The organism is Salinicola sp. CR57 (assembly GCF_003206585.1).
Classification (GTDB): Bacteria; Pseudomonadota; Gammaproteobacteria; order Pseudomonadales; family Halomonadaceae; genus Salinicola; species Salinicola lusitanus.
Genome location: NZ_PZJL01000004.1, coordinates 107,250 through 134,232, shown reverse-complemented (window position 1 = coordinate 134,232; position 26,983 = coordinate 107,250). Strand labels below are relative to the sequence as shown.

22 protein-coding genes are annotated in these 26,983 nt (G+C 65.5%); 6 read left to right on the top strand and 16 right to left on the bottom strand.

The window, feature by feature from the left end; translation table 11 throughout:
- Positions 1-34: 34 nt before the first annotated feature.
- Entirely contained in the window at positions 35-1,027 is a 993-nt protein-coding gene (locus DOM56_RS05280) for a tripartite tricarboxylate transporter substrate binding protein (RefSeq protein WP_198655686.1), read from the bottom strand.
- Between the two features lie 348 nt (positions 1,028-1,375).
- Between DOM56_RS05280 and rluF the strand changes: the two genes are divergently transcribed.
- Positions 1,376-2,422, top strand: a complete 1,047-nt coding sequence (gene rluF / locus DOM56_RS05275) for a 23S rRNA pseudouridine(2604) synthase RluF (protein ID WP_110707843.1) — start codon at positions 1,376-1,378, stop codon at positions 2,420-2,422.
- A 9-nt stretch (positions 2,423-2,431) separates the two neighbouring features.
- On the opposite strand, the gene DOM56_RS05270 is transcribed toward rluF, so the two are convergent.
- The 6 genes from DOM56_RS05270 to DOM56_RS05245 form a co-directional block, all read right to left on the bottom strand.
- The gene (locus DOM56_RS05270) at positions 2,432-2,833 is read right to left on the bottom strand and encodes a heme-binding protein (protein WP_110597903.1); all 402 of its coding nucleotides are present in this window, start codon (positions 2,831-2,833) and stop codon (positions 2,432-2,434) included.
- A 123-nt stretch (positions 2,834-2,956) separates the two neighbouring features.
- Entirely contained in the window at positions 2,957-4,231 is a 1,275-nt protein-coding gene (gene glcF, locus DOM56_RS05265; RefSeq protein WP_110707842.1) for a glycolate oxidase subunit GlcF, read from the bottom strand.
- A 15-nt stretch (positions 4,232-4,246) separates the two neighbouring features.
- On the bottom strand, positions 4,247-5,413 hold the full coding sequence (gene glcE / locus DOM56_RS05260; protein WP_110707841.1) for a glycolate oxidase subunit GlcE: 1,167 nt from the start codon (positions 5,411-5,413) through the stop codon (positions 4,247-4,249).
- Positions 5,414-5,449: 36 nt separating this feature from the next.
- Complete coding sequence (gene glcD / locus DOM56_RS05255; RefSeq protein WP_110597900.1) at positions 5,450-6,949, bottom strand: glycolate oxidase subunit GlcD; 1,500 nt, start codon at positions 6,947-6,949, stop codon at positions 5,450-5,452.
- A 188-nt stretch (positions 6,950-7,137) separates the two neighbouring features.
- Positions 7,138-8,835, bottom strand: a complete 1,698-nt coding sequence (locus DOM56_RS05250; RefSeq protein WP_110707840.1) for an L-lactate permease — start codon at positions 8,833-8,835, stop codon at positions 7,138-7,140.
- Between the two features lie 342 nt (positions 8,836-9,177).
- Positions 9,178-11,529: an FdhF/YdeP family oxidoreductase gene (locus tag DOM56_RS05245; protein WP_110707839.1), complete on the bottom strand. Its 2,352-nt coding sequence runs from the start codon at positions 11,527-11,529 to the stop codon at positions 9,178-9,180.
- Positions 11,530-11,764: 235 nt separating this feature from the next.
- On the opposite strand from DOM56_RS05245, the gene DOM56_RS05240 reads away from it, so the two are divergent.
- Both DOM56_RS05240 and DOM56_RS05235 read left to right on the top strand, forming a co-directional pair.
- Complete coding sequence (locus DOM56_RS05240; protein ID WP_110707838.1) at positions 11,765-12,475, top strand: glutathione S-transferase N-terminal domain-containing protein; 711 nt, start codon at positions 11,765-11,767, stop codon at positions 12,473-12,475.
- A 130-nt stretch (positions 12,476-12,605) separates the two neighbouring features.
- The gene (locus tag DOM56_RS05235) at positions 12,606-13,292 is read left to right on the top strand and encodes a glutathione binding-like protein (protein WP_110707837.1); all 687 of its coding nucleotides are present in this window, start codon (positions 12,606-12,608) and stop codon (positions 13,290-13,292) included.
- Positions 13,293-13,402: 110 nt separating this feature from the next.
- On the opposite strand, the gene DOM56_RS05230 is transcribed toward DOM56_RS05235, so the two are convergent.
- The 8 genes from DOM56_RS05230 to DOM56_RS05195 form a co-directional block, all read right to left on the bottom strand.
- Positions 13,403-14,359 (bottom strand): D-2-hydroxyacid dehydrogenase family protein, encoded by a 957-nt coding sequence (locus tag DOM56_RS05230; protein WP_110707836.1) that lies wholly within the window; start codon positions 14,357-14,359, stop codon positions 13,403-13,405.
- Positions 14,360-14,440: 81 nt separating this feature from the next.
- Positions 14,441-15,280 carry an amino acid ABC transporter ATP-binding protein gene (locus DOM56_RS05225; protein ID WP_110707835.1) on the bottom strand — a complete coding sequence of 280 codons (840 nt, stop codon included), beginning with the start codon at positions 15,278-15,280 and terminating at the stop codon, positions 14,441-14,443.
- A complete protein-coding gene (locus DOM56_RS05220; RefSeq protein WP_110707834.1) occupies positions 15,273-15,938 on the bottom strand; it encodes an amino acid ABC transporter permease in 666 nt (221 codons plus the stop codon). The genes DOM56_RS05225 and DOM56_RS05220 overlap by 8 nt, the downstream gene beginning before the upstream one ends.
- A gap of 23 nt (positions 15,939-15,961) precedes the next feature.
- The gene (locus tag DOM56_RS05215; protein WP_110707833.1) at positions 15,962-16,603 is read right to left on the bottom strand and encodes an amino acid ABC transporter permease; all 642 of its coding nucleotides are present in this window, start codon (positions 16,601-16,603) and stop codon (positions 15,962-15,964) included.
- 97 nt (positions 16,604-16,700) lie between these two features.
- Entirely contained in the window at positions 16,701-17,612 is a 912-nt protein-coding gene (locus DOM56_RS05210; RefSeq protein WP_232822185.1) for a transporter substrate-binding domain-containing protein, read from the bottom strand.
- 206 nt (positions 17,613-17,818) lie between these two features.
- Positions 17,819-18,775, bottom strand: a complete 957-nt coding sequence (locus DOM56_RS05205; RefSeq protein ID WP_110707832.1) for a CobW family GTP-binding protein — start codon at positions 18,773-18,775, stop codon at positions 17,819-17,821.
- Entirely contained in the window at positions 18,768-20,396 is a 1,629-nt protein-coding gene (locus DOM56_RS05200) for an amidohydrolase (RefSeq protein ID WP_110707831.1), read from the bottom strand. Before DOM56_RS05200 ends, DOM56_RS05205 begins: the two co-directional genes overlap by 8 nt.
- Positions 20,393-21,796, bottom strand: coding sequence for a sodium/glutamate symporter (locus DOM56_RS05195; protein ID WP_110707830.1), 1,404 nt, complete (start codon positions 21,794-21,796; stop codon positions 20,393-20,395). The genes DOM56_RS05200 and DOM56_RS05195 overlap by 4 nt, the downstream gene beginning before the upstream one ends.
- 159 nt (positions 21,797-21,955) lie before the next feature.
- Here DOM56_RS05195 and DOM56_RS05190 point away from each other — a divergent pair, with 159 nt between their 5' ends.
- Positions 21,956-23,506: a PLP-dependent aminotransferase family protein gene (locus DOM56_RS05190; RefSeq protein ID WP_232822184.1), complete on the top strand. Its 1,551-nt coding sequence runs from the start codon at positions 21,956-21,958 to the stop codon at positions 23,504-23,506.
- A 123-nt stretch (positions 23,507-23,629) separates the two neighbouring features.
- Here the strand turns inward: DOM56_RS05190 and DOM56_RS05185 are convergent, their stop codons facing one another.
- The gene (locus DOM56_RS05185; protein ID WP_110707829.1) at positions 23,630-24,946 is read right to left on the bottom strand and encodes an aspartate aminotransferase family protein; all 1,317 of its coding nucleotides are present in this window, start codon (positions 24,944-24,946) and stop codon (positions 23,630-23,632) included.
- A gap of 315 nt (positions 24,947-25,261) precedes the next feature.
- Between DOM56_RS05185 and DOM56_RS05180 the strand changes: the two genes are divergently transcribed.
- On the top strand, positions 25,262-26,041 hold the full coding sequence (locus DOM56_RS05180) for a sulfite exporter TauE/SafE family protein (RefSeq protein ID WP_198655685.1): 780 nt from the start codon (positions 25,262-25,264) through the stop codon (positions 26,039-26,041).
- 133 nt (positions 26,042-26,174) lie between these two features.
- Positions 26,175-26,936, top strand: a complete 762-nt coding sequence (locus DOM56_RS05175; RefSeq protein WP_110707828.1) for an SDR family NAD(P)-dependent oxidoreductase — start codon at positions 26,175-26,177, stop codon at positions 26,934-26,936.
- The last annotated feature ends 47 nt before the right edge of the window (positions 26,937-26,983 follow it).

The window sequence follows — 26,983 nt, the reverse complement described above, 5'->3', positions numbered from 1 at the left end:
GATGCGATGAGCCATCCGAGGCGCGGGTGCCGGCTTACTGGATCAGGCCGACCTCCTTGGAGATCTCCTCGATATCGGCGATCTGCTGATGCACATACGTCTTGAAGGCTTCGCCGCTGCGGTCGAAGGGGATCAAGCCGTTCTTGCTCATGACTTCCTTCCACTCCGGGCTCTCGTAGACCTTGTGCAGGGTCTCTTCCCACCAGGCCACATCCTCGTCGGAGAGTTTCGGCGGCAGGTAGAACCCGCGCCAGTTGATGCCCTCGACATCCACGCCCTGTTCCTTGGCGGTGGGGAACTCACTGAGCGTACCGGGTAGACGACCGTCGGCAAGCACGGCGAGCACCCGCAGGTCGCCGGATTCGACGAAGCCGAGGATTTCCGAGGCATCTCCGGAGAAGGCGTCGATATGGCCGCCGACGACCTGAGTCATCGCCTCGCCGCCGCCGTCGAACGGCAGATACTTGATCTTGTTCAACGGCTGGATGCCGTCGGCGCGCGCCATCATCAGCACCTTGAGGTGATCCCAGCCGCCGCTGGCGCTGCCGCCGGCAAAGCTGACGCTGGAGGGTTTCTCCTCCATGGCGCTCAGCAACTCCTCGAGGGTCTGGTAGGGCGAATCCTTGCTCACGGCGATCACGCCATAATCCGCACCGACGGTGCCGGCCCAGTTGACCATGTCGGCGTTCAGGCCGGGGAACTGATGCTGGGCCAGGCGGGTGGTGGTCGAGGTCGACGCGGAGACGATGACGTCGTTCTGTCCGGCCCGCTTGGTGACCACGTGGGAAAACGCGACACCCCCGCTGGCGCCCGGCATGTTGGTGGTCTGTACGCTGCCGTTGATGGCACCGATCTCGCTCAGGACCTGACCCACGCTGCGGCAGGTGAAATCCCAGCCGCCGCCGGGGTTGGCAGGGGCGATGCAGTCGATCTTGCCGCTCGGGCCGGCGGCCTGCACCAGCATCGGCAGCGCCGCCAGCGAGAGCGCGAGGCACAGCGCGGAAGGCTTCAATGACAGCAGTTTCATGGCGTCTCCATTATTCTCTTTTGTAGAACGTGTTGCGACAGTAGAAATTAGGGCCGCCGAGGTGTCGGGTCAATCTCGACGCCCTCAATTGCGACTAAAGAATATCGTCAGTGGGCATATTGTTCTGTTTGGTAGAACTGAAGGCGAGAGGCCAGCTTGACCGTCCCGGTCGGAGACCGAATTCCGCCCCGGCGATGGGGCATCAGGCGGTTTTTGAACGTCGGCCGGTTTTATCGTTACCGAGGAAGCGTCAAACTATTCGGGTGCATCATCCCCTTGGTGCAGCATGCTGGCCCAGCGGTCGCGGCCGGATGCTGAGTCACCTTTCCTCTGGCTGGACGACCCTTTATGGCGTTACGACAATCGACCCGGATCAACAAGTACATCAGCGAGAGCGGGATGTGCTCCCGTCGGGAAGCCGATCGCTTCGTGGAGCAGGGCAACGTATGGATCAACGGTCGCCGTGCCACCACCGGTGACCAGGTGACGGCGGGGGACCGGGTCAAGGTCAATGGCCAGGAGATCGAGCCGCGGGAGGCGGAGGATCTGGTCCTGATCGCGCTGAACAAGCCGGTGGGGATCGTCAGCACCACCGAGTCCAGCGAGAAGGACAATATCGTCGAGTTCGTCAAGCACGGGGCGCGGATCTTTCCGATCGGCCGGCTCGACAAGGACTCCCAGGGACTGATTCTGCTGACCAACGATGGCGACCTGGTCAACAAGATCCTGCGCGCGCACAACCATCACGAAAAAGTCTATCGGGTGACCGTCGACAAGCCGATCACCGACGACTTCATCGAGGGCATGCAGCAGGGGGTGCCGATCCTCGGTCAGGTGACCAAGCGCTGCCAGGTCAGCCGCGAGTCGACCTTCGTCTTCACCATCACGCTGGTGCAGGGGCTCAATCGACAGATCCGCCGCATGTGCGAGTATTTCGGCTACGAGGTCACGCAGCTGATCCGCACCCGGATCATGAACGTCTCGCTCAAGGGGCTGGCGCTGGGCGACTGGCGGGATCTCTCACCGAAGGAGATCGAGACCCTGATCGCGCTGACCCGCGACTCCGGCGGTGAGGCCGAGCCGACGCAGGCGGCCAAGCCCGCGCGCAGTGGCAAAGCCGCCAAGCCGGCGGCCAAGGGGCGTCAGTCGGCAGGCGGCAAGCCTCACCCCAAGGCCAGGGCGGCCGGTGGTGGAAAGCCAGGCACCAAGGGCAAGCCGGGTACCCATGGCAAGCCGGCCGCCAAGGGCAAGCCGGGGGCCAAGGGTAAACCCGGTGCCAAGGGCCGCCCTGCCACCAAGGGCAAGCCGGGGGCCAAGCCCGCGGCCAAGGGGCGCGGCGGGAAGCCGAGCACGCCCGCCGCCAAGCGCACGCGCGGCAGCGGCAAAAAGCGCTAGCTCAGGCGCTCAGCCGATGGCTTTGACCGCAGCCTTGGCCACCTGCACATCCTGCTCCGGCTTGACCCCGGAGATACCGACACTGCCGATCACCTGGCCGTCGTGAATGACCGGCACACCGCCAGAGAGCAGCGCGGTCATCGGTGCCGTCACGAAGGCGGTGCGGCCATTGTTGATCATCTCCTCGAAGACCTGGGTCTCCTTGCGGCCGATCGCCGCGTTGCGCGCCTTTTCGGTGGCGACGCCGGCGCTGAAGGGGGCGGCACCGTTCATCCTTCGCAGGCCTAGCAGGTGGCCGCCATCGTCGGCGACAGCGATGGTGACTGCCCAGCCCTGGGCTTCGGCTTCGGTCTGGGCGGCATCAAGGATGGCATTGACATCGTTGAGTTCGAGTGCGGCTTTGGTCTGCATGGTGGGACTCCAGTTCCATCGTCAGGGCAGCGTCGAGCTAAGAGCTGCGAGAAAAAGCGAGAAGCCAACCTGCCGGATACCGCAGCGGGCTGGCCTTGCGTGGTCGTGAGCGAGTCGCCGGCGCTAGGCCGTGAGCGCTTCGTCGACGACCTCGATCCAATGTCTTACCGGGGTTCGTCCGGCGCCGTTGAGATGGCTCTGGCAGCCGATGTTGGCAGTGACGATGGTCTGCGGCGACGACGCTTCCAGCGCGTCCATCTTGTCGTCGCGCAGGCGCCGGGCCAGGGCCGGCTGGGTGATCGAATAGGTGCCGGCGGAGCCGCAGCAGAGGTGTGAATCCCGCACCGGGGCGAGATCGAATCCCAGCCGGGCGAGCACGCCTTCGACGGCCCCACCCAGCTTCTGGGCATGCTGCAGCGTGCAGGGGCAGTGGAACGCCAGTCCTGCGCACGCGTCACTCTTACCCAACGACTCCAGGTTCTCTTCGCGCAATATCTCGACCAGATCCTTGGCCAGTTCGCTCACGCGTCTGGCCTTGGCGGCATATTCGGGATCGTCGGCGAGCATCTCGCCGTACTCCTTGACGAAGGCGCCGCAGCCGCTGGCGGTCTGGATGATCGCCTCCACTCCGGCTGACGAGGAGGCCTCGCCGCGACGTTCGATCAGCGGCCACCAGGCATCGATATTGGCGCGCATGCGATCACGCCCGGCGGCCTGGGCGTTGAGGTGGAAGTCGATGGCGCCGCAGCAGCCCGCTTCCGGGGCGGGGCTCACCCCGATGCCGAGACGATCGAGCACCCGTGCCGTGGCGTCGTTGGTGTTGGGCGCCAGGCCGGGCTGGACGCAGCCCTCCAGAATCAGCATCTGACGGGCGTGCCGGGTCGGGTCGGGGCGCGCCCGGCGATCTGACGGGCGAGGTTGCTGGCGCGGGGGGATCTTGTCGCGCAGGTCGTGAGGCGCCAGCGGGCGGAACGTCTGCCCCAGGGCGAGCAGCGCCTGGAACCGCTTGGGCTCGACCAGCGCGACGCGCAGCCCCAGTCGCAGGGCTCGCTCGCCGGGCCGGCGACCGACCCGACGGTCGACTTCGGCACGCCCGATATCCAGCAGCTTGTGATACTCCACGCCGGAGGGGCAGGTGGTCTCGCAGCTGCGGCAGCTCAGGCAGCGGTCCAGGTGCAACTGCGTCTCCTGGGTGACCTGATCGTCGCCGTCGTCGCTCTCCAGCAGCTCCTTGATCAGATAGATGCGCCCGCGCGGGCCGTCGCGCTCGTCGCCCAGCAACTGGTAGGTCGGGCAGGTGGCATTGCAGAAGCCGCAATGCACGCAGGTACGCAGGATGCGGTCGGCCTCGTGGATATGGGGCTTGGCACGGGCGGCCTCGGAAAAATGGGTCTGCATGGGGTAGAGGTCTCCTCACCACTCGGCGTAGAGCCGGCCAGGGTTGAAGATCGCCTGCGGATCGAGCCGCTGCTTGAGCTGGCGGTGGTATTTGGCCAGCACCGGTGGCAGGGGCGTGAAAGGCGAAGCGCCGTTGGCGTTCGGCGTGAAGCGCGTGGCATGGCCGCCGGCGGCAATGGCGGCCTCGTGAATGTGGGCGTCGGCCCGCGGTTCGTCCTCGAAACCGCCTCCCTCGGCACTTTTCAGCCAGCGCTGGGCACCGGCCCAGTCGATCAGCCAGTCACCCTCGAGCGCCGGCGTGCGCGCCAGCGCCGGCATCGACAGACGCCACAGGACATGCGCGTCGTTATCGAAGGCGCCGTCGAAGAAGGGCAGTTGCAACTCGCGCAGCTGCGACCAGAACCGCGAATCTTCCGTTTCACCGCCGAGGCGTTGGCGCGTGGCCGAGACGGAGCCCTCGCCGCCTTCGAGGCGCAGGTGCAGCGCTTCGCCATCGTGGGCGGCGCCGGTGATGGGCATCGGCTCGCGGCCCCAGGCCGTCAAGCGCTCGAGCGCCTCGGTCAGCGGCAGTTCCAGGCGCAGGCAGGCGTGCGCGTGAGGAGTGGGAAGCACCTTGAACGAGACTTCGGTCAGCACCCCGAGCGTGCCCTGGGCGCCGACCATGAGCCGGGAGAGATCGTAGCCGGCGACGTTCTTCATGACTTCGCCGCCAAAGCGCAACTGCTTGCCATCAGAGGTGATGATTCTCACGCCGAGCACGAAATCCCGCACGGCGCCGGCCCACGGGCGGCGAGGGCCGGAAATCCCGGTCGCGACCATGCCGCCGACGGTGGCGTCATCGCCGAAGTGGGGCGGCTCGAAGGCGAGGTGCTGGCCGTTGTCGGCAAGCGTTCGCCCGAGATCCCGCAGCCGCGTGCCGGCGCGTACGGTGGCGACCAGTTCCACCGGATCGTAGTAGACGATGCCGTGATGGCCGGTGGTGGAGAGCGCTTGCGCCGTTTCGACCCGGCGGCCGTAGAACGCCTTGGTGTTGCCGCCGACGATGCGCAGCGTGGCGCGCTCGGCCTGGGCGCGCGCCACCTGTTCGCAGAGGGCTTCGCTGTCGTCTCGGCCGGCGGGAACATCGGGGCCGGAATCGTTCGGCGGCGTGTACTCCGGCCGCTGGTCCTGCAGGTGGGTCATGGCGATCTCCTTGCGCGTCTCATGCCGTCGCCGACATCAGAATCGCGGCAGTTCGGGGTGCGGCAGTTCGCCGTGATGGACGTGCATGGCGCCGAATTCGGCGCAGCGTGCCAGTGTCGGAATGTTCTTGCCGGGGTTGAGCAGACGGCGTTCGTCGAAGGCGGATTTCACCGCGTGGAACAGGGTGATCTCGTCGGCGGCGAACTGGGTGCACATCTGGTTGAGCTTTTCGCGGCCGACGCCGTGTTCGCCGGTGATGCTGCCGCCGGCATCGACGCAGAGTTCGAGAATCCTGCCGCCGAGCGCCTCCGTGGACTCCAGCTCGCCGGGCTGATTGGCGTCGAACAGGATCAGCGGATGCAGGTTGCCGTCGCCGGCGTGGAAGACGTTGGCGACCCGGAGTCCGTATTGGGCCGAGAGATCGTTGATGCCCTTGAGCACCCGCGGCAGCTCGCGGCGGGGTATGGTGCCGTCGATGCAGTAGTAGTCCGGCGACATGCGGCCGACGGCCGGAAACGCGGCCTTGCGACCGGCCCAGAACAGCTGGCGCTCGGCGTCGTCCCGGGCGAGCCGGATCTGAGAGGCGCCCGCCGTCTCGAGCAGCTGGCGGACTCGCTCGCAGTCGGCCTGGACGTCGCTCTCCACGCCGTCGAGCTCGCACAGCAGGATCGCCTGGGCGTCGACCGGGTAGCCGGCGTGGACGAAATCCTCGGCGGCGCGAATCGCCAGGTTGTCCATCATCTCGAGACCGCCGGGAATGCAGCCGGCGGCGATGATGTCTCCCACCGCCTTGCCGGCCCGCTCGACATCGTCGAAGCAGGCCATCAGCACCCTGGCCACTTCCGGCTTGGGCAGCAGTCGCACCGTCACTTCGGTGATCACGCCGAGCATGCCTTCCGAACCCATGAACAGCGCCAGCAGATCGTAGCCTGGGGTGTCCAGCGATTCGCCGCCGAGGGTCATGCGTTCGCCCTCGATGGTGACGATCTCGACGCTCAGCACGTTATGGACCGTGAGGCCGTACTTCAGGCAGTGAACGCCGCCGGCGTTCTCGGCCACGTTACCGCCGATGGAGCAGGCGATCTGCGAGGAGGGATCGGGAGCGTAGTAGAGGCCATGGGGGGCGGCCGCCTCGCTGATCGCCAGGTTGCGGACGCCTGGCTGGACCCGGGCGAGGCGGGCATCGGCATCGACGCTCAGGATCTTGTTGAAACGCGACATCACCAGCAGTACGCCTTTTTCCAGCGGCAACGCGCCGCCGGATAGCCCGGTGCCCGCACCTCGTGTCACCACCGGTACGGCATGCTCGTAGCAGACCCGCATCAACGCCTCGACCTCGGCCAGCGTCGTCGGCATGGCCACCAGCATCGGCAGCACGCGATAGGCGGACAGTCCGTCGCACTCGAACGGGCGCAGGTCCTCCTCGCGATCGAGCAGGGTCAGCCTGGGCGCCACCGCCATGATGGCCGCCATCAGGCCGGACTTGTCGACGGTGGCGATCTCACCATCGATGCGCTCGTCGTAAAGCAGTTCCATGGCGTCTCCTCGCTGGGGCGGGTGCCGCTGTCGGTGGTGAAGATCCGGTTTGTGGAAGGTCTTTCCACAATACGATGCGGTCATTCTGTGGAAGGCCGCCGGTGACGACTATTAGCCAAAAGCCCAATGGGCAGGAAAATGGTAAGACCAGCAGAGAGATCCTCCCGGCCGCAGCCGGGAGGACGGATTCAACCGCCCATGAGCGGGTCGGTGAAGCCGAAGACGTAGAAGGCCAGCAGCCCGATGATGCCAGCGAACAGGCAGTAGTAGAGCGTCGGCAGGATCGTCTTGCGCAGCGTGGTGCCCTCGCGGCCGAGCAGGCCGACGGTAGCCGAGGCCGCCACCACGTTGTGGATCGCGATCATGTTGCCGGCGGCGGCCCCCACGGCCTGTAGCGAGACCATCATCGCGGTGGAGACGCCGAGCACCTCGGCAACGTTGAACTGGAACGCCGCCAGCATCAGGTTGGAGACGGTGTTGGAGCCGGCAATGAAGGCGCCCAGTGCGCCGACCGCCGGGGCGAACAGCGGGTAGATCTGACCGACGCCATCGGCCACCAGTTGCGCCATGGCGACCGGCATCGAGACCAGGTCGGCCTCGTTGACGCCGGAGTTGATCAGGATTCGCACCATCGGGATGGTGAACAGCAGCACGAAGCCGGCACCGAAGATGGTCTTGGAGGACTCGGCGAAGGCCGCCGTGACCTGTGGTCCGCGCATCCGATGCAGGAAGATCGTGCAGATCACCGCGATCAGGATGATGCCGCCGGGGAGGTAGAGCCATTCGACGCTACCGGAGATGCCCTGCTCGCCGAGGATGTTGCTCCAGCCGGTACTGATCGAGGAGAGGCCTGCCTTGACCGAAGGAATGGTGCGCGAGATCACCAGCAGAATGGCGACGATGACGTAGGGCAGCCAGCCTCGCAGCGTCGACATCGGCGCGCGACCGGCGACGTCGTCGACCTTGATCTCGATGGTGCCCAGCCACTCGGCGGGCCACTTCGAGCGCTCCGGGAAATCCCAGGTGTCCTTCGGCAGCAGGAAGCCCTTGCGCGCGGCCGGCACCACGATCGCCAGGCCGATCAGGCCGCCCAGCAGCGACGGAAACTCCGGGCCCAGCAGGACGCCGACCAGCATCGACGGCACCACGAAACAGACGCCGACGAACAGCGCGAACGGCGTGATCGACAGCCCCTCGGTCCAGGAGCGATTTTCGCCGAAGAAGCGCACCATCACGACGACCAGGATCAGCGGCATGAACACGCCGATGATGCCGTGAGTGATGACCACCTCGGAGGTGATAAGGCGGAAATAGGTCTCCCAGGTCGAGCCGTTGGCGGTGAGCTGTTCGGTGATCGCCGACTGGTTCACGCCGCCGGTGACGCCGACCACGATCGGCGTGCCCACGGCGCCGAACGACACCGGCGTCGACTGCAGCATCATGCCGACGACCACGGCGGCCAGGGCGGGGAAGCCCAGCGCCACCATCAGCGGCGCGGCCACGGCGGCCGGCGTGCCGAAGCCCGAGGCGCCCTCGATGAAGCAGCCGAACAGCCAGGCGACGATCAGCGCCTGCACGCGGCGATCCGGGCTGATGCCGGAGAAGCCGTTGCGAATCGCCATGATGCCGCCCGAGTGCTTCAGCGTGTTGAGCAGCAGAATGGCCCCGAAGATGATCCACAGCAGCGAGACGGTCATGATCAGGCCCTGCAGCGTGGAGGCCAGCACGCGGGTCGCGGTCATGTCCCAGACCAGCAGCGCGATCAGTACCGCGACGACGAACACGATCGGCATCGCCGTTCGTGCCGCCATCCGGAACCCGATCAGCAGGACGCCTGCCAGCACCAGCGGCAGGAAGGCAAACAGAGAGAGAAGCGTGTGATCCATATCGAGAGCCCCTGAGTCGTTATTATCGGCTTCGTTCGTCGCCAGGAAGTTCGTCGCCGGGTGGCGACGGCACCGGTCATTTCACTCCGCAGGCCGGTCGCGGCGATTGACTCGGAAGATAACCACAGACGGAGGGGCTGCCAATCATGGGAAAATGGTATTACCAATGACCGTCAGGTGGTGCCGGTGTTGGCCAAGTGGCTGAGTGTGAAGCCTTTTCAGGTCGACTGGAGAGACGACATCGAGCGTTTACGGGGGCGACGTTGCGACTAATGGACATCGCCGCCTACCGGAGGGCAGGCGGCGACGGTGCTGGAGGGGGAGCCGGGTGAGGGGGCGGCATCAGCCGGTGGCGAGCATGCCGGTTTCCGCTTCCACCGCCTCCGTGCTCATCAACGACAGCGTCACCGGGATCGACTTGCCGGCGATGGTATTGCTCTGCCTGTCCCGATTGCCGACGGGGATCAGGTCGTTGACTTCCGGATAGTAGGCACCAAGGCAGTTCTCCGGCAGATCGTAGGCGATGATCTTGAAGCCCGAGACCTGACGCTCGATGCCATCGTCGCTCACCGTTTTCAGGGTGACCTTGTTGCCGGCCTCGAAACCGTGCTTCTCGATGTCGGCGGGATTCATCATCAGCACCATGCGGGTGCCGTAGATGTCCCGGTAGCGGTCGTTGTAGGAGTAGACGGTGGTGTTGAACTGATCGTGGCCGCGGATCGAGAGCAGCTGGAAATGGGCGTCTCCCGGCTCGGAGGCATCCTCGGTGATATGGTCGGCGGGGAACAGGAAGTGGGCCTTGCCGGAGTCGGTGTTCCAGATACGATCGCGGGCGGCGATATCGAGATGGAATACGCCCTGGTCGTTCAGTCGCTGATTGAAAGCGTAAAACGTCTCCGGCTGGGTCGCTTCGATCTTGTCCCGGATGCGGGCGTAATCCTCGGCGAGCCACTCCCAGTCGACCTTGGGGTTGGGGGCGAACGTCGCCTTGCCGAGGCCGGCAACGATGGCGATTTCGGAGCGCAGGTGCTCTGACGCCGGCTCGAGCGCGCCCTTGGAGCCCTGCACGTTGCACATGCCGTCCTCGATGGTGATGGTCTGCTCGACGCCGGCCTGGACGTCCTTCTCGGTTCTTGCCAGCGCCGGCAGCAGGTAGGCCGCCTTGCCGTGAATCAGGTGGCTGCGGTTGAGCTTGGTGGCGATCTGCGCCGTCAGCGGGATCTTCTCGACGTGGGGGGCGATGCGAGCCTGGTCGGCGATGGCGCGGAAGAAGTTGCCACCCATGCCGAGGAAGGCATCCACCTCGTCGCGCAGGATCGCCTCGCAGCAGAGCGCCACGTCGTGGCCGTGCTCGCGCAGGCATTGGATGCCGAACACCTCGTCCATCTTCGACAGGAACGCCTCGCCGGACTTGTGGAAGATCCCCACGGTGCGATCGCCCTGGACGTTGGAGTGGCCGCGCACCGGACAGGCGCCGGCACCGCGACGGCCAATGTGACCGCCCATCAGCAGCAGGTTGAGAATCTGGTGGATGTTGTCGCCGCCACGGATGTGCTGGGTGATGCCCATCCCCCAGCAGCAGATCACGCGCTCGGCACGGATCCACGCTTCGGCGGCCTGCCCGATCGCCGCCCGTTCGAGACCGCTGTGGCGCTCGATTCGCTCCCATGGCAGGTTGCGACAGTGAGTGGCAAACGCCTCGAAGCCGTCGGTGTGCATCGCGATGAAGTCGTGGTCGATGACGCGCTCGCCGCCGCTGTCGCGGGCCTCGTCGTCGACCTCGAGGATGCGCTTGCAGATGCCCTGGATCGCGGCGATATCGCCACCGATGCGGACCTGATGATACTGCGAGCTGATCGGCACGCCGTGGTTGGTCAGCATGTCCCGGGGCGTCTGCGGATTGGCGAACTTGACCAGCGCCCGCTCGCGCAGCGGGTTGAAGGTGATCACCTCGGCGCCGCGAAGGCGCGCCTCGTGCAGCAGGCCCATCATCCGCGGGCTGTTGGTGCCGGCGTTCTGGCCGAACAGGAAGATGCAGTCGGCGTGTTCGAAATCCTCCAGCACCGTGGTCGCCTTGCCCACGCCGATGCTCTGGGGCAGGGCCACGGTGGTGGTCTCGTGGCACATGTTGGAGCAGTCGGGGAAGTTGTGGGTGCCCAGCATCCGGCCGTAGAGCTGCCACAGGAATGCCGCTTCGTTGGAGGTGCGTCCCGAGGTGTAGAGCTCGACCCGTTTCGGATCATAGGATTTCACCCGCTCGCCGATCTCACGGAACGCCGTCGTCCAGTCGATCGGATCGTACTTGTCGGTGGCCGGGTTGTAGCGCATCGGATGGGTCAGGCGGCCCTGCTTCTCGAGGGCATGATCCGACCAGCCGAGCAGCTCGGCAACGGTGTGGCTGGCGAAGAACTCCGGCGTGGTCCGCGCCGCCGTGGCTTCCCAGGCGACCGCCTTGGCGCCGTTTTCGCAGAACTCGGCCGGGCCGGGCTTGGCTGGGTTGGGCCAGGCACAGCTCGGGCACTCGAACCCGCCATCGGGGTGGTTGATCTTGAACATCAGGCCGTTGCCCTTGAACGGCACCTTCTCGCGCAGGAAATGCGCCTCGGTGGCCTGGATCGACTGCCAGCCGCCGCCGGGTGCATCGTGTTTGCCCTGGCTACCGTGCAGTTCGTCGTCCTTGAGTCGGCGTACCATGATCCACTCCTTCGTGATCGATCTGAGGTGGTAAACCCGCCGTGCTCCTGCTGGAAAAGGTGACTCGCAGGCTCACGGTATGACTGCTATCCGTAACAGTATGGCAACGATTTCCGATTCGCGCCGAGGCAATCTGGACCGTGCGAGTACATGTTCAGGGTTTGACGGTTTCCCCTCCCTTGGACATGCTGCGAGCACTGGAGCCGTGATAGCCGTATCCAACGAGGAGTGTGGCATGAGCCGTAAAATGTTCGATCTGTGCGGGCGCGACGAGCGACTGCGATTCTCGCCCTACTGCTGGCGGGTCAGGTATGCGCTGGCGCATAAAGGGCTCGATTGCGAATTCGTGCCGTGGAAGTTCACCGACAAGGAGGCGATCGCCTTCTCGGACCAGACGAAGGTGCCGGTCTTCGTCGACGGTGACCAGACGGTCGTCGACAGCTATGAAATCTTCCGCTATCTCGACCGTGCCTACCCGGAAAAGCCGCTACTGGGCGATGCCACGGCCGAAGCCCGGGCGCGGTTCTTCAAGTTCTACGCCGAGCGTTCGCTGGCGCCGGGCGTCATGCGCACGATCCTGATGGATGTCTTCAACGCCATTCACCCGGACGACCGCGACTATTTCCGCACCTCGCGCGAGAAGGTGTTCGGTCGCACCCTGGAGGAGATGCATTCGCCGAGCCAGGGGCTGTCGATGCTCGACCGTGCGCTGGAGCCGATGCGCGGGCGACTGGATGAATCGCCGTTCCTGGACGGCGACGAGGCCGGCGCCGCGGACTATCTGGTGGTGGGCGCGTTCATGTGGGCGAGGGTGACCTCCGCCGCCGATCTGGTCTCCAACGCCGATCCCGTCTATGCCTGGTTCCAGCGCATGCTGGATCTCCATGATGGCGTGGGCCGCAACGCCACGCGGATCGTCGATGTCGATGGCGCCTATGCCAATTGATCGAGAGCGTTGATCGATAGAGCAGGCGCTTTTGAACCGCCGGAGGCGACGTCGCGCGAGACGCCGCCCCTCGCAAAGCCTATCCTGACAGCATCCGGCTTATCGCCGGGCGTCACGACAGGAGCCTGTGATGATCGATCTCTATTACTGGACGACCCCCAACGGTCACAAGATCACGCTGTTCCTCGAGGAAGCGGGGCTCGACTACCGTATCCATCCGGTCAATATCGGCAAGGGCGAGCAGTTCACGCCCGAATTTCTCGAGATCGCCCCCAACAACCGCATCCCCGCGATCGTCGATCGCGCCCCGGCCGACGGCGGGCAGCCGCTGTCGCTGTTCGAATCCGGCGCGATCCTCGAGTATCTGGCCGACAAGAGTGGCAAGTTTCTGCCCAAGAGCGGACGCCAACGCTATCGCGTGCTGCAGTGGCTCCACTGGCAGATGGGCGGGCTGGGGCCGATGGCGGGGCAGAACCATCATTTCCGCCACTATGCGCCGAAGAAGATCGACTACGCCGTCGAGCGCTACATGAACGAGACGTCGCGACTCTACCGGGTGCTCGACAAGCAGCTCGATGCCAACGACTACGTGGCCGGCGACGACTACTCCATCGCCGACATGGCGATCTGGCCGTGGATCAAGCCGTTCGAGAAGCAGGGCCAGGACATGGAGGACTACCCGAGCCTGCAGCGCTGGTTCGAGCAGGTCGGCGAACGCGATGCGGTGAGACGCGCCTACGCCAAGGCGGAGGAGATCAATCCCGCCAACAATGTCGAGATGACCGACGAGGCGCGCAAGCACCTGTTCGGGCGGTGACATCGACGCCGCTGCGTTCGACCCGGTCGGTCAGGCATCCGACTCGATCACGACTCTCCCGGCTGCGGCCGGGAGAGTCGTTTCTGGGCCATCGGTTTTGACTTGCCCGATCAGGGTGAAAAGAATTCCCGGACCTGGCTAAACGCGGTCGAGAAATAGAGTTCGTAGGTGTCCTTCTCGACGAAGCCGATGTGCGGTGTGGCCAGCACGCGGGGGTGGGCCTGATAGGCGGTGGCACCGTCGGGTTCGTTCTCGTAGACATCCAGCGCGGCGGCGCCGGGGCGGCCGGCGTCCAGTGCGTCGAGCAGCGCCCCCGGCCGGATCAGCTCGGCGCGGCTGGTGTTGACCAGCAGGGCGTCGGCGCGCATCGCGGCGAGGTCCGCCGGCGTGATCATGCCGCGCGTGTCGCCGTTGAGCTTGAGGTGCAGGGTGATCACGTCGCAGCGGGCGAGGAAGGCGTGTCGATCGGGCTCGAATTCGACGCCCAGCTCGAAGGCGCGCCCGGCGCTGCTTTCGCGACCGTGGCCGACAACGTGCATGCCGAACGCCTGGGCGTAACCGGCGACCCGGCTGCCGATCTTGCCCAGGCCCCAGATGCCCAGCGTACGCCCATGGACGGCGTGGCCCAGCGACTCCGCCTCCAGGCGCTCGTTGGTGCGCTGCCAGTCGCCTTCGGCCTGGCGGGCGAGATAGCCGCCCAGGCGTCGACAGCCGGCCATGATCAGCAGCCAGGTGAGTTCCGCCGGCGCGATCGGTGAGCCGCCGCCGTCGCGAACGGCGATGCCCAGCGTTTCGCAGGCGGCCACGTCGATGGCCGAGGAGAGTCGCCCGGTCTGGACCACCAGCTTCAGGTTGGGCAGCTGTTCCAGCAGTTCGCGGGTCAGCGAAGTGCGCTCGCGGATCAGGATGATGGCGTCGCTAGCGGCCAGGCGGGCGGGCAGCGTCTCGGCGTCGAGATGCCGGTGTTCGATGTCCAGGCGCACATCGCTGCCGTCGAGTTCGTGGGCGGCGTCGAGAAAGGCACAGCATCCCTGATAGTCGTCCAAGACCGTAACCGTTATCGACATGGCAGCTCCCTCGAAATGATGGCGTTGTCGCATTGTTGGCACTTTCGCCGTCGGCTGTCGAGTCGCTTTCGCGGCCTGGATTCAACCCTCGTTGCGCTCCAGGAACTGCCGCACCCGCTCGGTACTGGCGTTGGTGAAAAAGGTCTCCGGGTCGGCCTGCTCGATGATCAGACCCTTCTCGAGGAACACCACCTGATCGGACACGGCGCGGGCGAAGGCCATCTCGTGGGTGACGATGACCATGGTGTAGCCCTCGGCGGAGAGATCCTTGATCACCGCCAGCACTTCGCCGACCAGCTCCGGGTCAAGCGCCGACGTCGGCTCGTCGAACAGCATCACCTCCGGCTGCATCGCCAGGGCGCGAGCGATCGCCACGCGCTGTTTCTGCCCGCCCGAGAGGGTGCTGGGATAGGCATCGGCCTTGGGCGACATGCCGACCTTCTCCAGCAGGTCGCGGGCGAGCGCCTCGGCCTCGGCTTTCGACTTGCCGAGCACGTGGATCGGCGCTTCGGTGACGTTGTGCAGCACGTTGAGATGCGGCCACAGGTTGAAACCCTGGAACACCATGCCGGTGCGGGCGCGAACCTTGGCCAGCTCGCGCACCGGCATCGGCCGGCCGGCGTCGTTGACGCCGATGCGCTGGCCGCCGATATGGATGCTGCCGCTGTCGGGGCGCTCCAGCCAGTTGATGCAGCGCAACAGCGTCGATTTGCCGGAGCCGGAGGAGCCCAGGATCGTCACCACGTCGCCCTCGCGCACCTCCAGGTCCACGTCACGCAGGACCTCGACGCCATCGAAGCTCTTCGAGAGATGGCGAATCGAGACCGCGATCCGGTCGCTGCGAGCTGTGTCGTCGGGCGCGCTCTGTTCGGGCGTGGGTTTTCTGGACCTGGCAGGTTCCGGCGTGCTTTTCTCAAACATGGTCGAATCCCCGTTTGGCGCTGAAGCGGCCACACTGTTTGATGATGATTTCCATGACCACGCTGACCGCCCAGTAGAAGCCGATGACCACGATGAAGGCCTCGGTGGGAATGAAATAGGTTCCCGACAGGCTGTTGGCCGCGGCGGTGAGTTCCTGGACGGTGATGATCACCAGAAAGGCGGTGTCCTTGAGCGCATAGATCAACTGGTTGCCGAGCAGCGGCCGGGTCTGCATCACGATCTGCGGCAGGATCAGGCGGAAGAACATCTTGCCCTTGGTGAAACCGTGGGCCTTGGCGGCTTCGACCTGGCCGGTCGGGAAGGTCAGCCGTGCGCCGCGAAATATCTCGGCAAAATAGCAGCCGTGGTAGACCGCCAGCGCGCCGACGCCGGACCACCAGGCGTCCAGCCGGATATCGAACGCCGGCAGGCCGTAGTAGAGCAGATAGACCAGGATGAGGAACGGCAGCATGCGCATGGCGTCGATGAATACCCGGACCGGCACGGTGAGCCGGGGCCGACTGCCCTCCAGTAGATAGAGCATGCTGCAGCCGATCGCGAACGCGGCGCTGATCGACAGGCCGAAGATCTCCATCGTGCTGGCGAAACCGGACCAGAACTGCTCCCGCGCGCCCCACAGAATTTCCCAGTTGCTCATGATCGCTCCTTGGCGTTGTCCGGTCACATGGCCAGCCGATTGGCACGGCGCTCGGCGATACGCTGCAGCCAGACCAGGCAGCCGATGATCGCCATGTAGAGCGCGCAGGCCACCAGGATGGGAGGGAGAGGTTCATAGGTCACCGCGGAAATGCGGTTGGTCACGCGGGTCAGGTCGACGATACCGATCACCGCGATCGCCGGGCTGCCCTTGATCAGAAACGACATTTCGTTGATCAGCCCAGGGAGACTCGTGATCATCATCTGGGGCAGCATGATGCGACGAAAGGTGATCCAGGGCGTCATGCCGGTGGCCATGGCCGCTTCGCGCTGTTCCCGGGAGAAGTTGCGGAACGCGCTGCGCCAGATCTCGGCGTTGAACGCGGTGGTGTTGAGCGTCAGGGCGAGAATGCCGGCGACGTTGCGATTGAGGTTGAGACCGAAGGTCGGTGCGCTCAGAAAGATGAACAGCGCCAGCGTGACCAGCGGTGTGGCCCGCGCCAGGCTGATGTAGAGCACCAGGATCTGGTCGACCACGGGGATCTTGGCTATCCGGATCAGCGCGATGAGCAGTCCTGCGATCACGCCCATGGCGATGGAGACGCCGGAGATCAAGATCGTCGTCCAGGCACCGTCCAGCAGCATTTGCCAGGCACTGGCGTTCATGAGGCATCCTCCACGAGACTTCGAAGCCAATGACGCCGCGGGGCCGCCGCAGCGTCATGTCGGTGGTTCGTTGGCGATGGCGCAACGAGCCGATGGCTTACTTCATGTTGCTGAATTGCAGCTCGTGGAACTGGTCGACGCTGGTCAGCGGCTCGGTGGGCAGGTCGGGGAAGCTCTCGCCGAACCATTTCTCCTGCAGCTCGGCCAGACGGCCGGTGTCACGCATATGGTCGAGGAAACCATCCATGTACTCGAGCAGCTCCGGGCTCGACTTCGGCATCGGCCAGGAGACGTATCCGGGACCGGACACCGCTGGCCCCTTGGCGAAGACATCCGGCTTGGACGCCACCAGCGTATTGACCGGTACGGCGGAGTCGATGACGAAGTCGAGACGGCCGTTGGCCAGATCGGCGAAGGCCTCCGGGTAGGATTCGTACTGCACCACCTCGCCCAGCTCGCCACCACTCTCCCTGAGCATCTTCTCGAGTTCGGGCAGGCGGGACAGCAGCACGCTGCCGGCCTGCACGCCCAGCTTCTTGCCGCTCAGGTCCGCGACGCTCTGGATGCTGTCATCGCCGGCTCGGGTGATCGCGAAGTGCTGCGCCGAGGCATAGGGCGCCGTGTAGTTGAAGACGCGCAGGCGCTCGTCGGAGACGGAGGCGCCGGTCAGCGCCATGTCGTACTGGCCGGTGGAGACGGCCGCGAGCAGGCCGGTCCAGGGCAGGATGTCCTGATCGACGTCGAAGTCCGCGTATTGGCGCAGTTCTTCCAGCATGTCGGCATTGAAGCCGACGGGGTCGCCGTTTTCGATATAGTTGAAGGGCGCGTAGTTGTCCTCGGTCGCGACACTCAGGCTGCCGCGGCTTTCGATCTCCGGGAGGTCGGCGGCAAGTGCCGTCAGCGACAGGCTCGACAGTGACACGGCCAACAGCGTGCCGGCCATGGCTTTCGCGGCCATCCGGGACAGGCGCGAACTGGAAGCCGTTTTGCGGGCGGAGAATCGCATCATGTAGGTCACCCTCTATGTTGTTGTTGAACGCTATTGTTGTTGGAGTTGATGGATCGCGGGTCCGTGTCGGTCGCTGATCGGCCGGACACGCCATGGCATGGCGCCCTGGCGGCGTACCGTGGTTCCACCCTAAAGAATCCCGAGGCGGTGGCTATAGAGCCAGTTGGCGACAGTCGTCTGGCCAGATTGGCGTCGTCGTCAGCCCATCAGTCGAGCGCTTTCAGGGCCTGGATCAAGGCCGTGAAGGTTTCACCCCTGAAGCCGATGCCCACGAGCGTGCCTGTGCCCGGCCGCGGCGTTGTTGGCGTCCACTCGGCGCGACCGCCGCTCCACTGGAAGACGTAGTGGCGCCCGTCGGCCTCGAGAAATCCCTTCGCCCGGGCCAGGCCGACGGCATGATCGGCCAGGATGGCCTCCAACGCCGAACGCGACAGCGACGCTGGAAGGTCGATCGCAAAACGTTGCCACTCGGGTTCGTTGCCGTGGACCCTGATGCCGGTGGGGCGGTGTTGCCACGCCGGGTGACGATCCGACGTCGAGGCTGAGGTACCTCGATCGGGCGCGGAGGAAGGTTTCGGCGTCTCCCGTGCTGGAAGAGATTGACCGGACGCGATGGGGGCCGTGGGATTGAGGGCGCGGAGTCGATCCGTTCGCGATTGCCGCTCGTCGGCGTCGAGACGCTCGCCGCGGTTGGTGCAGAGGAGATCGGCACTCTGGATCTGGCCGGCCACCAGGTCCGCGATTCGCGCATCGGCGAGGCGCTGGCCAAGGCTTGCCAGATCGACCAGGGTCACGGTGCGCGCCAGGCGAAAGCGACGGGCCACCCGAATCATGTCGGCGATCCGGTGCGGCCGGGCCACGCCACTGGTCTCGATGATCAGCGCGGCAGGCGGCTCCGGCCAGCGGCCGATGCGCGAGAGCTGGGTTCCCAGCTCGTCGCTCAGCGAGCAGCACAGGCAGCCGCTGCTGAGCTTGAGCAGCCGTTCTCCGGCGTAGTCGATCAGCTCGGCATCGACGTTGATGGTGCCGAAATCGTTGACCAGGACCAGGGTTCCGGGCGTCACGCCGTCCCGCAGGTGAGCGTTGAGCCAGGTGGTCTTGCCGGCGCCGAGATAGCCGGCGATCAGGGTCACCGGTATCGGGTCGGCGGTCGGCTCAGACATTGTCGAAGACGTGACCGCCGACGACCGTGGCCGCCACGCGGATCGATGCCAGCCGATCCAGCGGGACGTCGCGCGGGTCCTCGTCGAGCACGGCCATGTCGGCGAACTTGCCCACTTCCAGGCTGCCGACGCGATCGTCGAGCTTCAGAGTGTAGGCGGCATCCAGCGTGATCAGGCGCAGGGCGCGGTCCACGCTCAGCGCCTCGTTGGGTCCCAGCACCTCGCCGTCGGCGGTCTGGCGAGCGACGGCGCACCACGCCGTGAACAGCGGCGCCAGCGGCGTGACCGGGGCATCGCAGTGGGCGGCGATGGGGATACCCAGGCGGTCCGCCGAGGCCAGCGGTTCGAGACGCTGGCAGCGTTCGAACCCCAGCGTGCGGCTGCGGTGAATGTCGCCCCAGTAGTAGAGGTGGTTGGCGAACATGTTGAGACACACCCCGAGCCGTGCCGCGCGCTTCAACTGGGCGTGGCTGATGATCTGGCAGTGCTGCAGGGTGTGGCGGTGATCGGCACGGGGCCAGAGCTCCAGCGCCGACTCGATGGCATCCAGCATCAGCTCGACAGCCTCGTCGCCGTTGGTATGGATATGCAGTTGCAGCCCGGCCTGATGGTAGCGGTGGACGATCTCGGTCAGTCGCTCCGGCTCGGCGTTCCACATCCCGTTCGGCGAGCCGTCGTGATAACCCGGCCACATCAGCCTCGCGGTATAGCCCTGGATGGAGCCATCGGTCATCAGCTTGACCAGGCCGAACTGCAGCTTGTCGCTGCTCTTTTCGCGACAGCCCAGCACCCGTTCGATGCCGTCGTCCGGCGTATAGGTCAGTGCGCTCATGGCCGGCGCCAGACGCATCGGGACGTCGTCCCGGCGGCAGGTGCGCTGCATGCTCTCGACGCCGGTCTCGCTGAGCGGGTTGTAGAGGTCGGTCAGCGTGGTCACCCCGTGGCGCTGGCCGATGCGCGCGTAGCGTTCCAGCGTCGCCGCTTCGCTGCCGCGATCGAAGAGATCCAGGTCGAGCGTGTCGAAGATCGCGAACATCGCCGCCATCTCGCGCAGCTCTCCGTTGGGGCGGCCGTCGTCGAAGGTGACCACGCCCTCGATATCGGCATGAGACTCGAGTCCGGAAAGACGCAGCATGGCGCTGTTGACGGTCATCATGTGCAGATTGGCGTGGATCACGACGATCGGCCGTTGGTCGTCGACGGCGTCGAGGTCGTTGCGATCCAGGCGCCGATCCGGAAAGTAGATGGGATCGAAGCCCCAGGCGATCAGCGGCGTGGCGTCGTCGAGCTTGGCCAGCTGTTCCCGGAGATGTCGCTGGAGCCGGGCGATATCGGTCAGTCCCGGCCAGGTGTGGCCGGCGGGATCCTGGCGCGGGAAGAATCCCGCGTAGGGGTATTCCCACAGCACTCCTTCGAGGGCGTGGCTGTGGCCCTCGACGAAGCCGGGCAGAATCACCTTGTCGGCGAAGCGCTCGTCGAGCTCGCACTCGCCCAGATCGGCCAGCGTTTCCAGCGAGCCGACGCCGAGAATCCGACCGTCTCGCACCGCGACGTGGGTAGCCTCCGGCAGCGAGGGATTCATGGTCAGAACGCGCCGGGCGGAGAAGATACGAGGCTTCATGAGGGAGTCGACTCCTGAACGGAAGGTGTCCGGTCGTCCCGGCGGCGCTGCCATTTCAGCAGCAGCGGGATGCAGATCAGCATCAGCAGCAGGTAGCCGCCGAAGATCGCCAGATAGCTCCAGGTGCCGAGCGTCGGGGCGATGGGGGCAACGAAGAACAGCGTCGGGATATTGACCACTATGATGGCAATGTTGAAGAACGCCAGCTCCTTGGGCACCGAGGTGCTGAAGTCCGCGTCCAGCATGCGCAGCAACAAAAGGCCCGTGCCGGTCGAGCCGCAGCAGCAACCAAAGGCGGTGACGGCACGCTCCGGTCCGAGCCGGCCACTGAGCTTGCCGATCGCCATCGCGCCGAGGAAGGTGACCAGCGTCACGACCACCGCGACCAGCAGGATCGGGATCAGCAGGGCGGAGAGCACCGCGATCTGGATGCTCATCAACGTGGCGACGACCATGAAATCCACCGAGCCGCTGGTGATCCGCTTGAGCGTGTCGTCATCGACCTTGTCCGTCCAGCCGCAGCGATCGATCGCCATGCGCATCAATACGCACACACTCAGGCCGTGGATGAAGAACAGGTTGTAGCTGAAGAAGACCGAGAGCACCTGGTTGCCCGCCACCAGCGGCTGCATCATGGTCAGCCAGGCGTAGGTGACGACGTAGGCCACGCCCAGCAGGCCGAGATGCCAGGCCAGCGAGTCCACGGTGCCCGAGTGCGAGACCTGCTTGCCGGCGGAGGGTTGGGTCCGCGGGGTGTGGAAACCGCGGATGAAGTCGTCGTCGAGCGTCGAGGTACGATTGGCGTTGAGGCCGCGCTTGAGAAAGTAGCGCGCGGCGGGTACGCCGACGGCGAAGGCGGCCACGAAGCCCAGCGACGCGAAGATCACGCCGACCTGGGCGGCGTTGGCGATCCCGTAGTCATTCTCCCAGATCGTGCCGTAGGTCAGCGCCTGCCCTGGCCCCTGCGTGAACCCGTGGGTGACGATGGCGCCGAGCAGCGGGCTGAGATCGCTGCCGGTGATCAGATCGTAGCCCGCCATCACGCCGTAACCGATCACGGCCTGCGCCCCGAGGCTGGCGGTCCAGATCAGCGTCAGCCACAGCCCGCCGCCGACGATGCCGTGACGTTTTTCGCCCGCCGCCGGCTTGGGACTGCCCGTCAGACACAGCGACATGAAGCTCAGGGTGAAGAAGTGGAAGGCCAGGGCGGTAAAGTCGGAAGGCCCGTAGCCGGGGATCAGCCCCGTGGAGAGGCAGACAAAGCCGAGGATGCCGGCGACGATACTGCCCGGGACCAGGCTCGCTCTTAGCCACGGGAGGCGGCTGCGCAGCAGGCTGCCGGCGACCAGCAGGGCGGCGATCAGCGCGAAGGCGATGACGCCGTGGAAGGTACTGCCCATGATCTTGTCCTCGTGATTGATGTTGTTATGTCGGATATCCGAGCCACTTCGGCGGCGCTGTGATGACCCCGGCGTCGGCTGGGTGACGTTGTGGAGCTCATACTAAAGTCCGTCATCGTGGTGCTACAGGACAGATTCTTCCCGTGGTCGAGACAGTTGATGGTGCCTCTGCCTCCTCCGCCCGCGTCGCTGCCGGCGATGGCGCGAATCTTGCAGGAGTGGTATGTCGTCTTTCAGCGGGAGCTCGGCATGCTCGACCACTACTTCCATCTCGATTTCGATGTTCAGCGCGGCCTGCAGGAGCAGCTGCGCGAGGCGCTGCTGGATGCCATTCATACCGGCACGATCCCCACCGAAGAGGCGTTGCCCTCCTGTCGCAAGCTGTCGCTGCAGTTGGGTATCTCGCGCAACACCGTGGCGCTCGTCTACGAAGGGTTGGTGGAGGATGGGTATCTGGTCAGTCGGCCGCGTAGCGGTTACTACCTACACGACGCGTACCATGAGCCGGATGCACCGGAAACGGGCGGATGTTCCCGCGACGAGGTCGTCGATGCACCCGCTTGGGGCAGTCGTTTTACCCATCGACCGAGCCATTTGCAGGGTGTTCTCCGGCCCAGCAACTGGATGCACTACGAATTTCCTTTCGTCTACGGCCAGCTGGATACGCGCCTGTTTCCGCTGGAGCAGTGGCGGGAAACCTCACGCCTGCTGCTGGGCGGCCGACGAGAGCGGCACTGGCTGAGCGATCGTTACGATCAGGATGACCCGATGCTGATCGAGCAACTGCGCACCCGGGTGCTGCCCAAGCGGGGCATCCATGCGCGCAGTGACGAGATCCTGATCACGCTGGGCTCGCAGAACGCGCTTTTCCTGATCGCCCAGTTGCTGTTCGATGCGCGAACCCGGGTTGCGATGGAGAACCCCGGCTATCGCGAGGCCGCCAACGTCTTCCTGCGCCAAGGGGCGCAGTTACGCTATCAGTCGATCGACAGCGAGGGCATGTGCCTGGATGCGGCGGCGGCGAAGAGCGATTATCTCTACGTGACGCCCAGCCATCAGGGGCCGACCGGCGTGACCATGAGCCGACGTCGGCGCGAGGCGTTGATCGAGCAGATCCAGCGTCGCGACCAGATCGTGCTGGAAGACGACTACGATGCAGAGGTCAACTTCGACCGCCATGCCCAACCGGCGCTGAAGGCGAGCCGAGCGGGTTCCCGCGTGATCTACATGAGCAGTCTGTCGAAGCCGCTCTCGCCCGGGCTGAGGTTGGGCTATGTCGTGGCGGACGCGGAACTCATCGAGGAGCTGCGCGCGCTGAGAAGACTGATGTATCGACATCCGCCGTCCGGGCTGCAGCAGCAGCTGGCACAGTTTCTCTCCCAGGGGCACTACGATCGCTATCTGCGGCTGTTCGCCGACGAGATGCGCCAGCGTTGGGAGATCATGAACGCCGCCATCGGCCGCGAGCTGGCCGATTGCCGCCGAGTGGGCGGCGACCATGCCAGCGTGTTCTGGCTCGAGGCGCCCGAGGCTGTCGATACTCAGCGGCTGGCATGGCAGGCCGCCCAGCATGGCGTGTTGATCGAACCCGGGTTCCAGCACTTCTTCGACCAGGCGCCGCCGCGCAACTACATGCGCCTGGGGTTCGGCGCTATCGATGCCGAGCGAATCGAGCCGGGGATTCGATCTCTGGCGCGAGCTTTCGGCTAGACGAGGCGCGAGCGCCGGCCGCTCGGCCGGTGGGGCAACGCGTGATGGCCAATCGATCGCCGCAACGCGACAGACCGCCGTGNNNCACGGCGGTCTGTCGTTGGAACCGGGACTGAGGGACGATCAGGCGAGTCGAGCGCTGGCCTCGCCAAGCACCGTGTCGAGAATCGCCAGCCCTTCGGCCACTTCCGCCTCGCTGACGATGCACGGCGGTACCACGTGGATACGGTTTTCGACCACGAACGGCAGCAGGCCCTTGGCGATCAGCGCACTCTTGATCTTGCCCATCTCGGCGGCCGGCAGGGGCGCGCGGGTGGCGCGATCGCTGACCAGTTCGAGCGCATGGAAAACGCCCAGGCCACGGGTTTCACCGACGACGGCGTGCTGCTGTGCCAGCTGCTGCAGGCCGGCGGCCAGCGGGCCGTTGCCGACCCGGTCGGCATTTTCCACGACGCCTTCCTCGCTCATCGCATCCAGCGTGGCCACGATCGACGCCATCGCCAGCGGGTGCCCGGAGTAGGTCAGGCCGCCGAAGAACATGTGGTCGTCGAAGTAGCGACAGATCTCGTCGGAGATGATGACGCCGCCAGCGGGGACGTAGCCGGAATTAACACCCTTGGCGAAGACGATGAGATCCGGCTTGGCGGCAAAGTGCTCCAACGCGAACCATTTGCCGGTGCGACCGAAACCCGCCATGACCTCGTCGAAGATCACCAGGATGCCGTGCTGGTCGGCCAGCTTGCGGACACCTTCCATATAACCCTTGGGCGGGATCAGCACGCCGGCAGTGCCGGGGATCGACTCCAGCAGAATGGCGGCGATGGCGCTCGGCCCTTCACACTCGATCACCCGCTTCAAATGCTGCAGGGCACGTTGGCACTCCTCTTCCTCGTTGCCCGCCCAGAAATCGCTGCGATAGAGGAACGGGTTGAAGAAGTGCGCGTGGCCGCGGGCGAACTCATTGGGGACGCGGCGCGGGTCGCCAGTGGCGACGATCGCGGCACCGGTATTGCCGTGATAGGAGCGATACGCCGAGAGGATCTTGTCGCGACCGGTGACGGCGCGTGCCATTCGCATGGCGTTCTCGTTGGCGTCGGCGCCGGCATTGGTGAAGAACACCTTGCCGAAACCCGCCGGCGCCCGGGCCAGGATGCGCTTGGCGGCTTCGCCGCGGGCCAGGTTGGCGTGGGCGGGGGCGACGGTGGTCAGCTGTTCCGCCTGGGCCTGAATCGCGGCGATGACCTTGGGGTGCTGGTGACCGATGTTGGTGTTGACCAGCTGGCTGCTGAAATCCAGATACTCCTTGCCCGCGTAATCCCACAGCCGACAGCCCTTGCCTCCCGCGATCACCATCGGCGAGAGACTGCCCTGTGTCGACCAGGAGTGAAACACGTGCTGGCGATCGAGTTGCTGGACGATGTCGTTGGAAATGTCGGTCATGGCAGGGTTCCTGTTATCGGTGCCGGAGGGCGGCGCGTGAGTGGGCGTTGAAAGTGGGCGTTGAAATGAGTGTCGGGATGACGAGCCGTCAGCCGTGAGCGCTCGGCCACGAGCGACGGTCCAGGCGCTGACAGCCCAGAGACTAAGGGGCGTCATACGAATCTCTTAGAGCCAGAATGTGTCGGGTCTCGTGACAGACGCATCGGGATGTCCCGTGGTGGCGGGGAAACTGGCCCTACCCAGAGCGGGAGCGGCTGAGTATGGTTGCTGCCTTGTCGAAAGGTTGCCTGCGGCCAACAGGAGGGAGCTCCGCCGATGTCATCGATGCCCCTGTTGTGGCCGGCCGTCGCCCTGGCATGCTTTGCCGGTCTCGTCAGAGGTTACTGCGGATTCGGTTTCGCGATGCTGATGGCGCTGGGGCTGATGCTGTTCTTGCCGCCGATCGAGGCCGTGCCGCTGGCGCTGCTGCTCGATCTGATCACCAGTGTCGGGCTGTGGCGGCGAGCTTGTCGTCTCGCCGACTGGCCACGCCTGCGTCGTCTTCTGCTTGGCATGCTGGTCGCGACCGTCGTCGGCGTGAGTCTGATCACCTCCATCCCGGCTTCACCCATGCGGATTTCGATCGCCCTGTTGGCACTGGCGGGGGCATTGGTGCTGCTGTGGCGTCGTGAACCGTCCCAGGCGCTCGCGGCCACCGATATTGCGACGAGCGGGGGGGCAACGCCGCCGCCCGGTCGGCTATCGAGCATCGCCGCCGGGGGGATATCCGGGCTGTGCATGACCCTCGCCTCCTCCGGTGGCCCCCCGTTGATGCTCTATCTGCTGCACCAGCGGATGCGTCCGGTGGCACTGAGAGCGACGGCTATCCTGTTCTTCGCTGCCAGCAGTGGCGCGTCGCTGATCGGGCTCGGGCTGGCCGGAGGGTTGGACGGGACGACGCTGTCTCGGGCGGCGTGGCTGCTGGTGCCAGCCCTGCTCGGCAATGGACTGGGGCAGTGGGCCTTCGAGCGTTCACCGCCGCGCTCGCTCAAGGTCACCGTGGCGCCGCTGTTGATCGTGCTATCGATATGGGTGCTGGCTCGGGAAATCCTGTAGGGCTGGCCGCCACCCGCGTATCGTGATCGCAGGGTAGACCCTGCGTGGCGAGGGGGTGTCAGGATGAATTTCATTCGTTAACGAAGGACGCGGTCGTGCGTCCGGTCACTCGAAGTCAGACAAGGAGAATGCTGTGAGCGATGTTGCTTTCATTACCGGTGCCACTTCCGGGTTCGGGCGTGCCGCGGCCCATCGTTTCGCCGAGGCCGGCTGGTCGCTGGTGCTGTCCGGGCGTCGTGGCGAACGCCTCGATGCACTCGAGGCGGAGCTGGCCGACAAGGTGGCGGTGCATACCATCGTTCTCGACGTGCGCGACGACGAAGCCGTGCAGAGGGCGGTCGACGATCTGCCCGAAGGCTTCCAGCGGGTGCGCACGCTGGTCAACAACGCCGGACTGGCGCTGGCGCCTCAGCCGGCCCAGAAGGTCGCGCTGAAGGACTGGCACACCATGATCGATACCAACGTGACCGGGCTGGTCAACGTGACCCATGCGCTGCTGCCGACGCTGATCGAGGTGGGAGAAGGCGCGACGATCATCAACGTGGGGTCCATCGCCGGGCAGTGGCCGTATCCGGGCAGTCATGTCTACGGCGCTTCCAAGTCGTTCGTGAAGCAGTTCAGCTATAACCTGCGCTGCGACTTGCTGGGTACCGGCGTGCGGGTCACCGACCTGGCCCCGGGTATTGCCGAAACCGAGTTCACGCTGGTGCGCACCGGCGGCGATCAGACCGCGTCCGACAACCTCTATCGGGGCACGACGGCGCTGACTGCCCAGGACATCGCGGAGCAGATGTTCTACATCTCGACGCTGCCCCCGCACATCAACTTCAACCGTCTGGAAGTGATGCCGACACGCCAGGCCTGGTCGGCGTTCGCGATCGATCGCGACGACTGAGGGGAGCGCGTCGCCATCCCGGCGCTGATGGCGCCACCATGAGAAAG

Coding starts and splice junctions, on each gene's coding strand:
- DOM56_RS05280 (WP_198655686.1), bottom strand. CDS start 1,027: ATGAAACTGCTGTCATTGAAGCCTTCCGCGCTGTGCCTCGCGCTCTCG.
- rluF (WP_110707843.1), top strand. CDS start 1,376: ATGGCGTTACGACAATCGACCCGGATCAACAAGTACATCAGCGAGAGC.
- DOM56_RS05270 (WP_110597903.1), bottom strand. CDS start 2,833: ATGCAGACCAAAGCCGCACTCGAACTCAACGATGTCAATGCCATCCTT.
- glcF (WP_110707842.1), bottom strand. CDS start 4,231: ATGCAGACCCATTTTTCCGAGGCCGCCCGTGCCAAGCCCCATATCCAC.
- glcE (WP_110707841.1), bottom strand. CDS start 5,413: ATGACCCACCTGCAGGACCAGCGGCCGGAGTACACGCCGCCGAACGAT.
- glcD (WP_110597900.1), bottom strand. CDS start 6,949: ATGGAACTGCTTTACGACGAGCGCATCGATGGTGAGATCGCCACCGTC.
- DOM56_RS05250 (WP_110707840.1), bottom strand. CDS start 8,835: ATGGATCACACGCTTCTCTCTCTGTTTGCCTTCCTGCCGCTGGTGCTG.
- DOM56_RS05245 (WP_110707839.1), bottom strand. CDS start 11,529: ATGGTACGCCGACTCAAGGACGACGAACTGCACGGTAGCCAGGGCAAA.
- DOM56_RS05240 (WP_110707838.1), top strand. CDS start 11,765: ATGAGCCGTAAAATGTTCGATCTGTGCGGGCGCGACGAGCGACTGCGA.
- DOM56_RS05235 (WP_110707837.1), top strand. CDS start 12,606: ATGATCGATCTCTATTACTGGACGACCCCCAACGGTCACAAGATCACG.
- DOM56_RS05230 (WP_110707836.1), bottom strand. CDS start 14,359: ATGTCGATAACGGTTACGGTCTTGGACGACTATCAGGGATGCTGTGCC.
- DOM56_RS05225 (WP_110707835.1), bottom strand. CDS start 15,280: ATGTTTGAGAAAAGCACGCCGGAACCTGCCAGGTCCAGAAAACCCACG.
- DOM56_RS05220 (WP_110707834.1), bottom strand. CDS start 15,938: ATGAGCAACTGGGAAATTCTGTGGGGCGCGCGGGAGCAGTTCTGGTCC.
- DOM56_RS05215 (WP_110707833.1), bottom strand. CDS start 16,603: ATGAACGCCAGTGCCTGGCAAATGCTGCTGGACGGTGCCTGGACGACG.
- DOM56_RS05210 (WP_232822185.1), bottom strand. CDS start 17,612: ATGATGCGATTCTCCGCCCGCAAAACGGCTTCCAGTTCGCGCCTGTCC.
- DOM56_RS05205 (WP_110707832.1), bottom strand. CDS start 18,775: ATGTCTGAGCCGACCGCCGACCCGATACCGGTGACCCTGATCGCCGGC.
- DOM56_RS05200 (WP_110707831.1), bottom strand. CDS start 20,396: ATGAAGCCTCGTATCTTCTCCGCCCGGCGCGTTCTGACCATGAATCCC.
- DOM56_RS05195 (WP_110707830.1), bottom strand. CDS start 21,796: ATGGGCAGTACCTTCCACGGCGTCATCGCCTTCGCGCTGATCGCCGCC.
- DOM56_RS05190 (WP_232822184.1), top strand. CDS start 21,956: ATGGTGCCTCTGCCTCCTCCGCCCGCGTCGCTGCCGGCGATGGCGCGA.
- DOM56_RS05185 (WP_110707829.1), bottom strand. CDS start 24,946: ATGACCGACATTTCCAACGACATCGTCCAGCAACTCGATCGCCAGCAC.
- DOM56_RS05180 (WP_198655685.1), top strand. CDS start 25,262: ATGTCATCGATGCCCCTGTTGTGGCCGGCCGTCGCCCTGGCATGCTTT.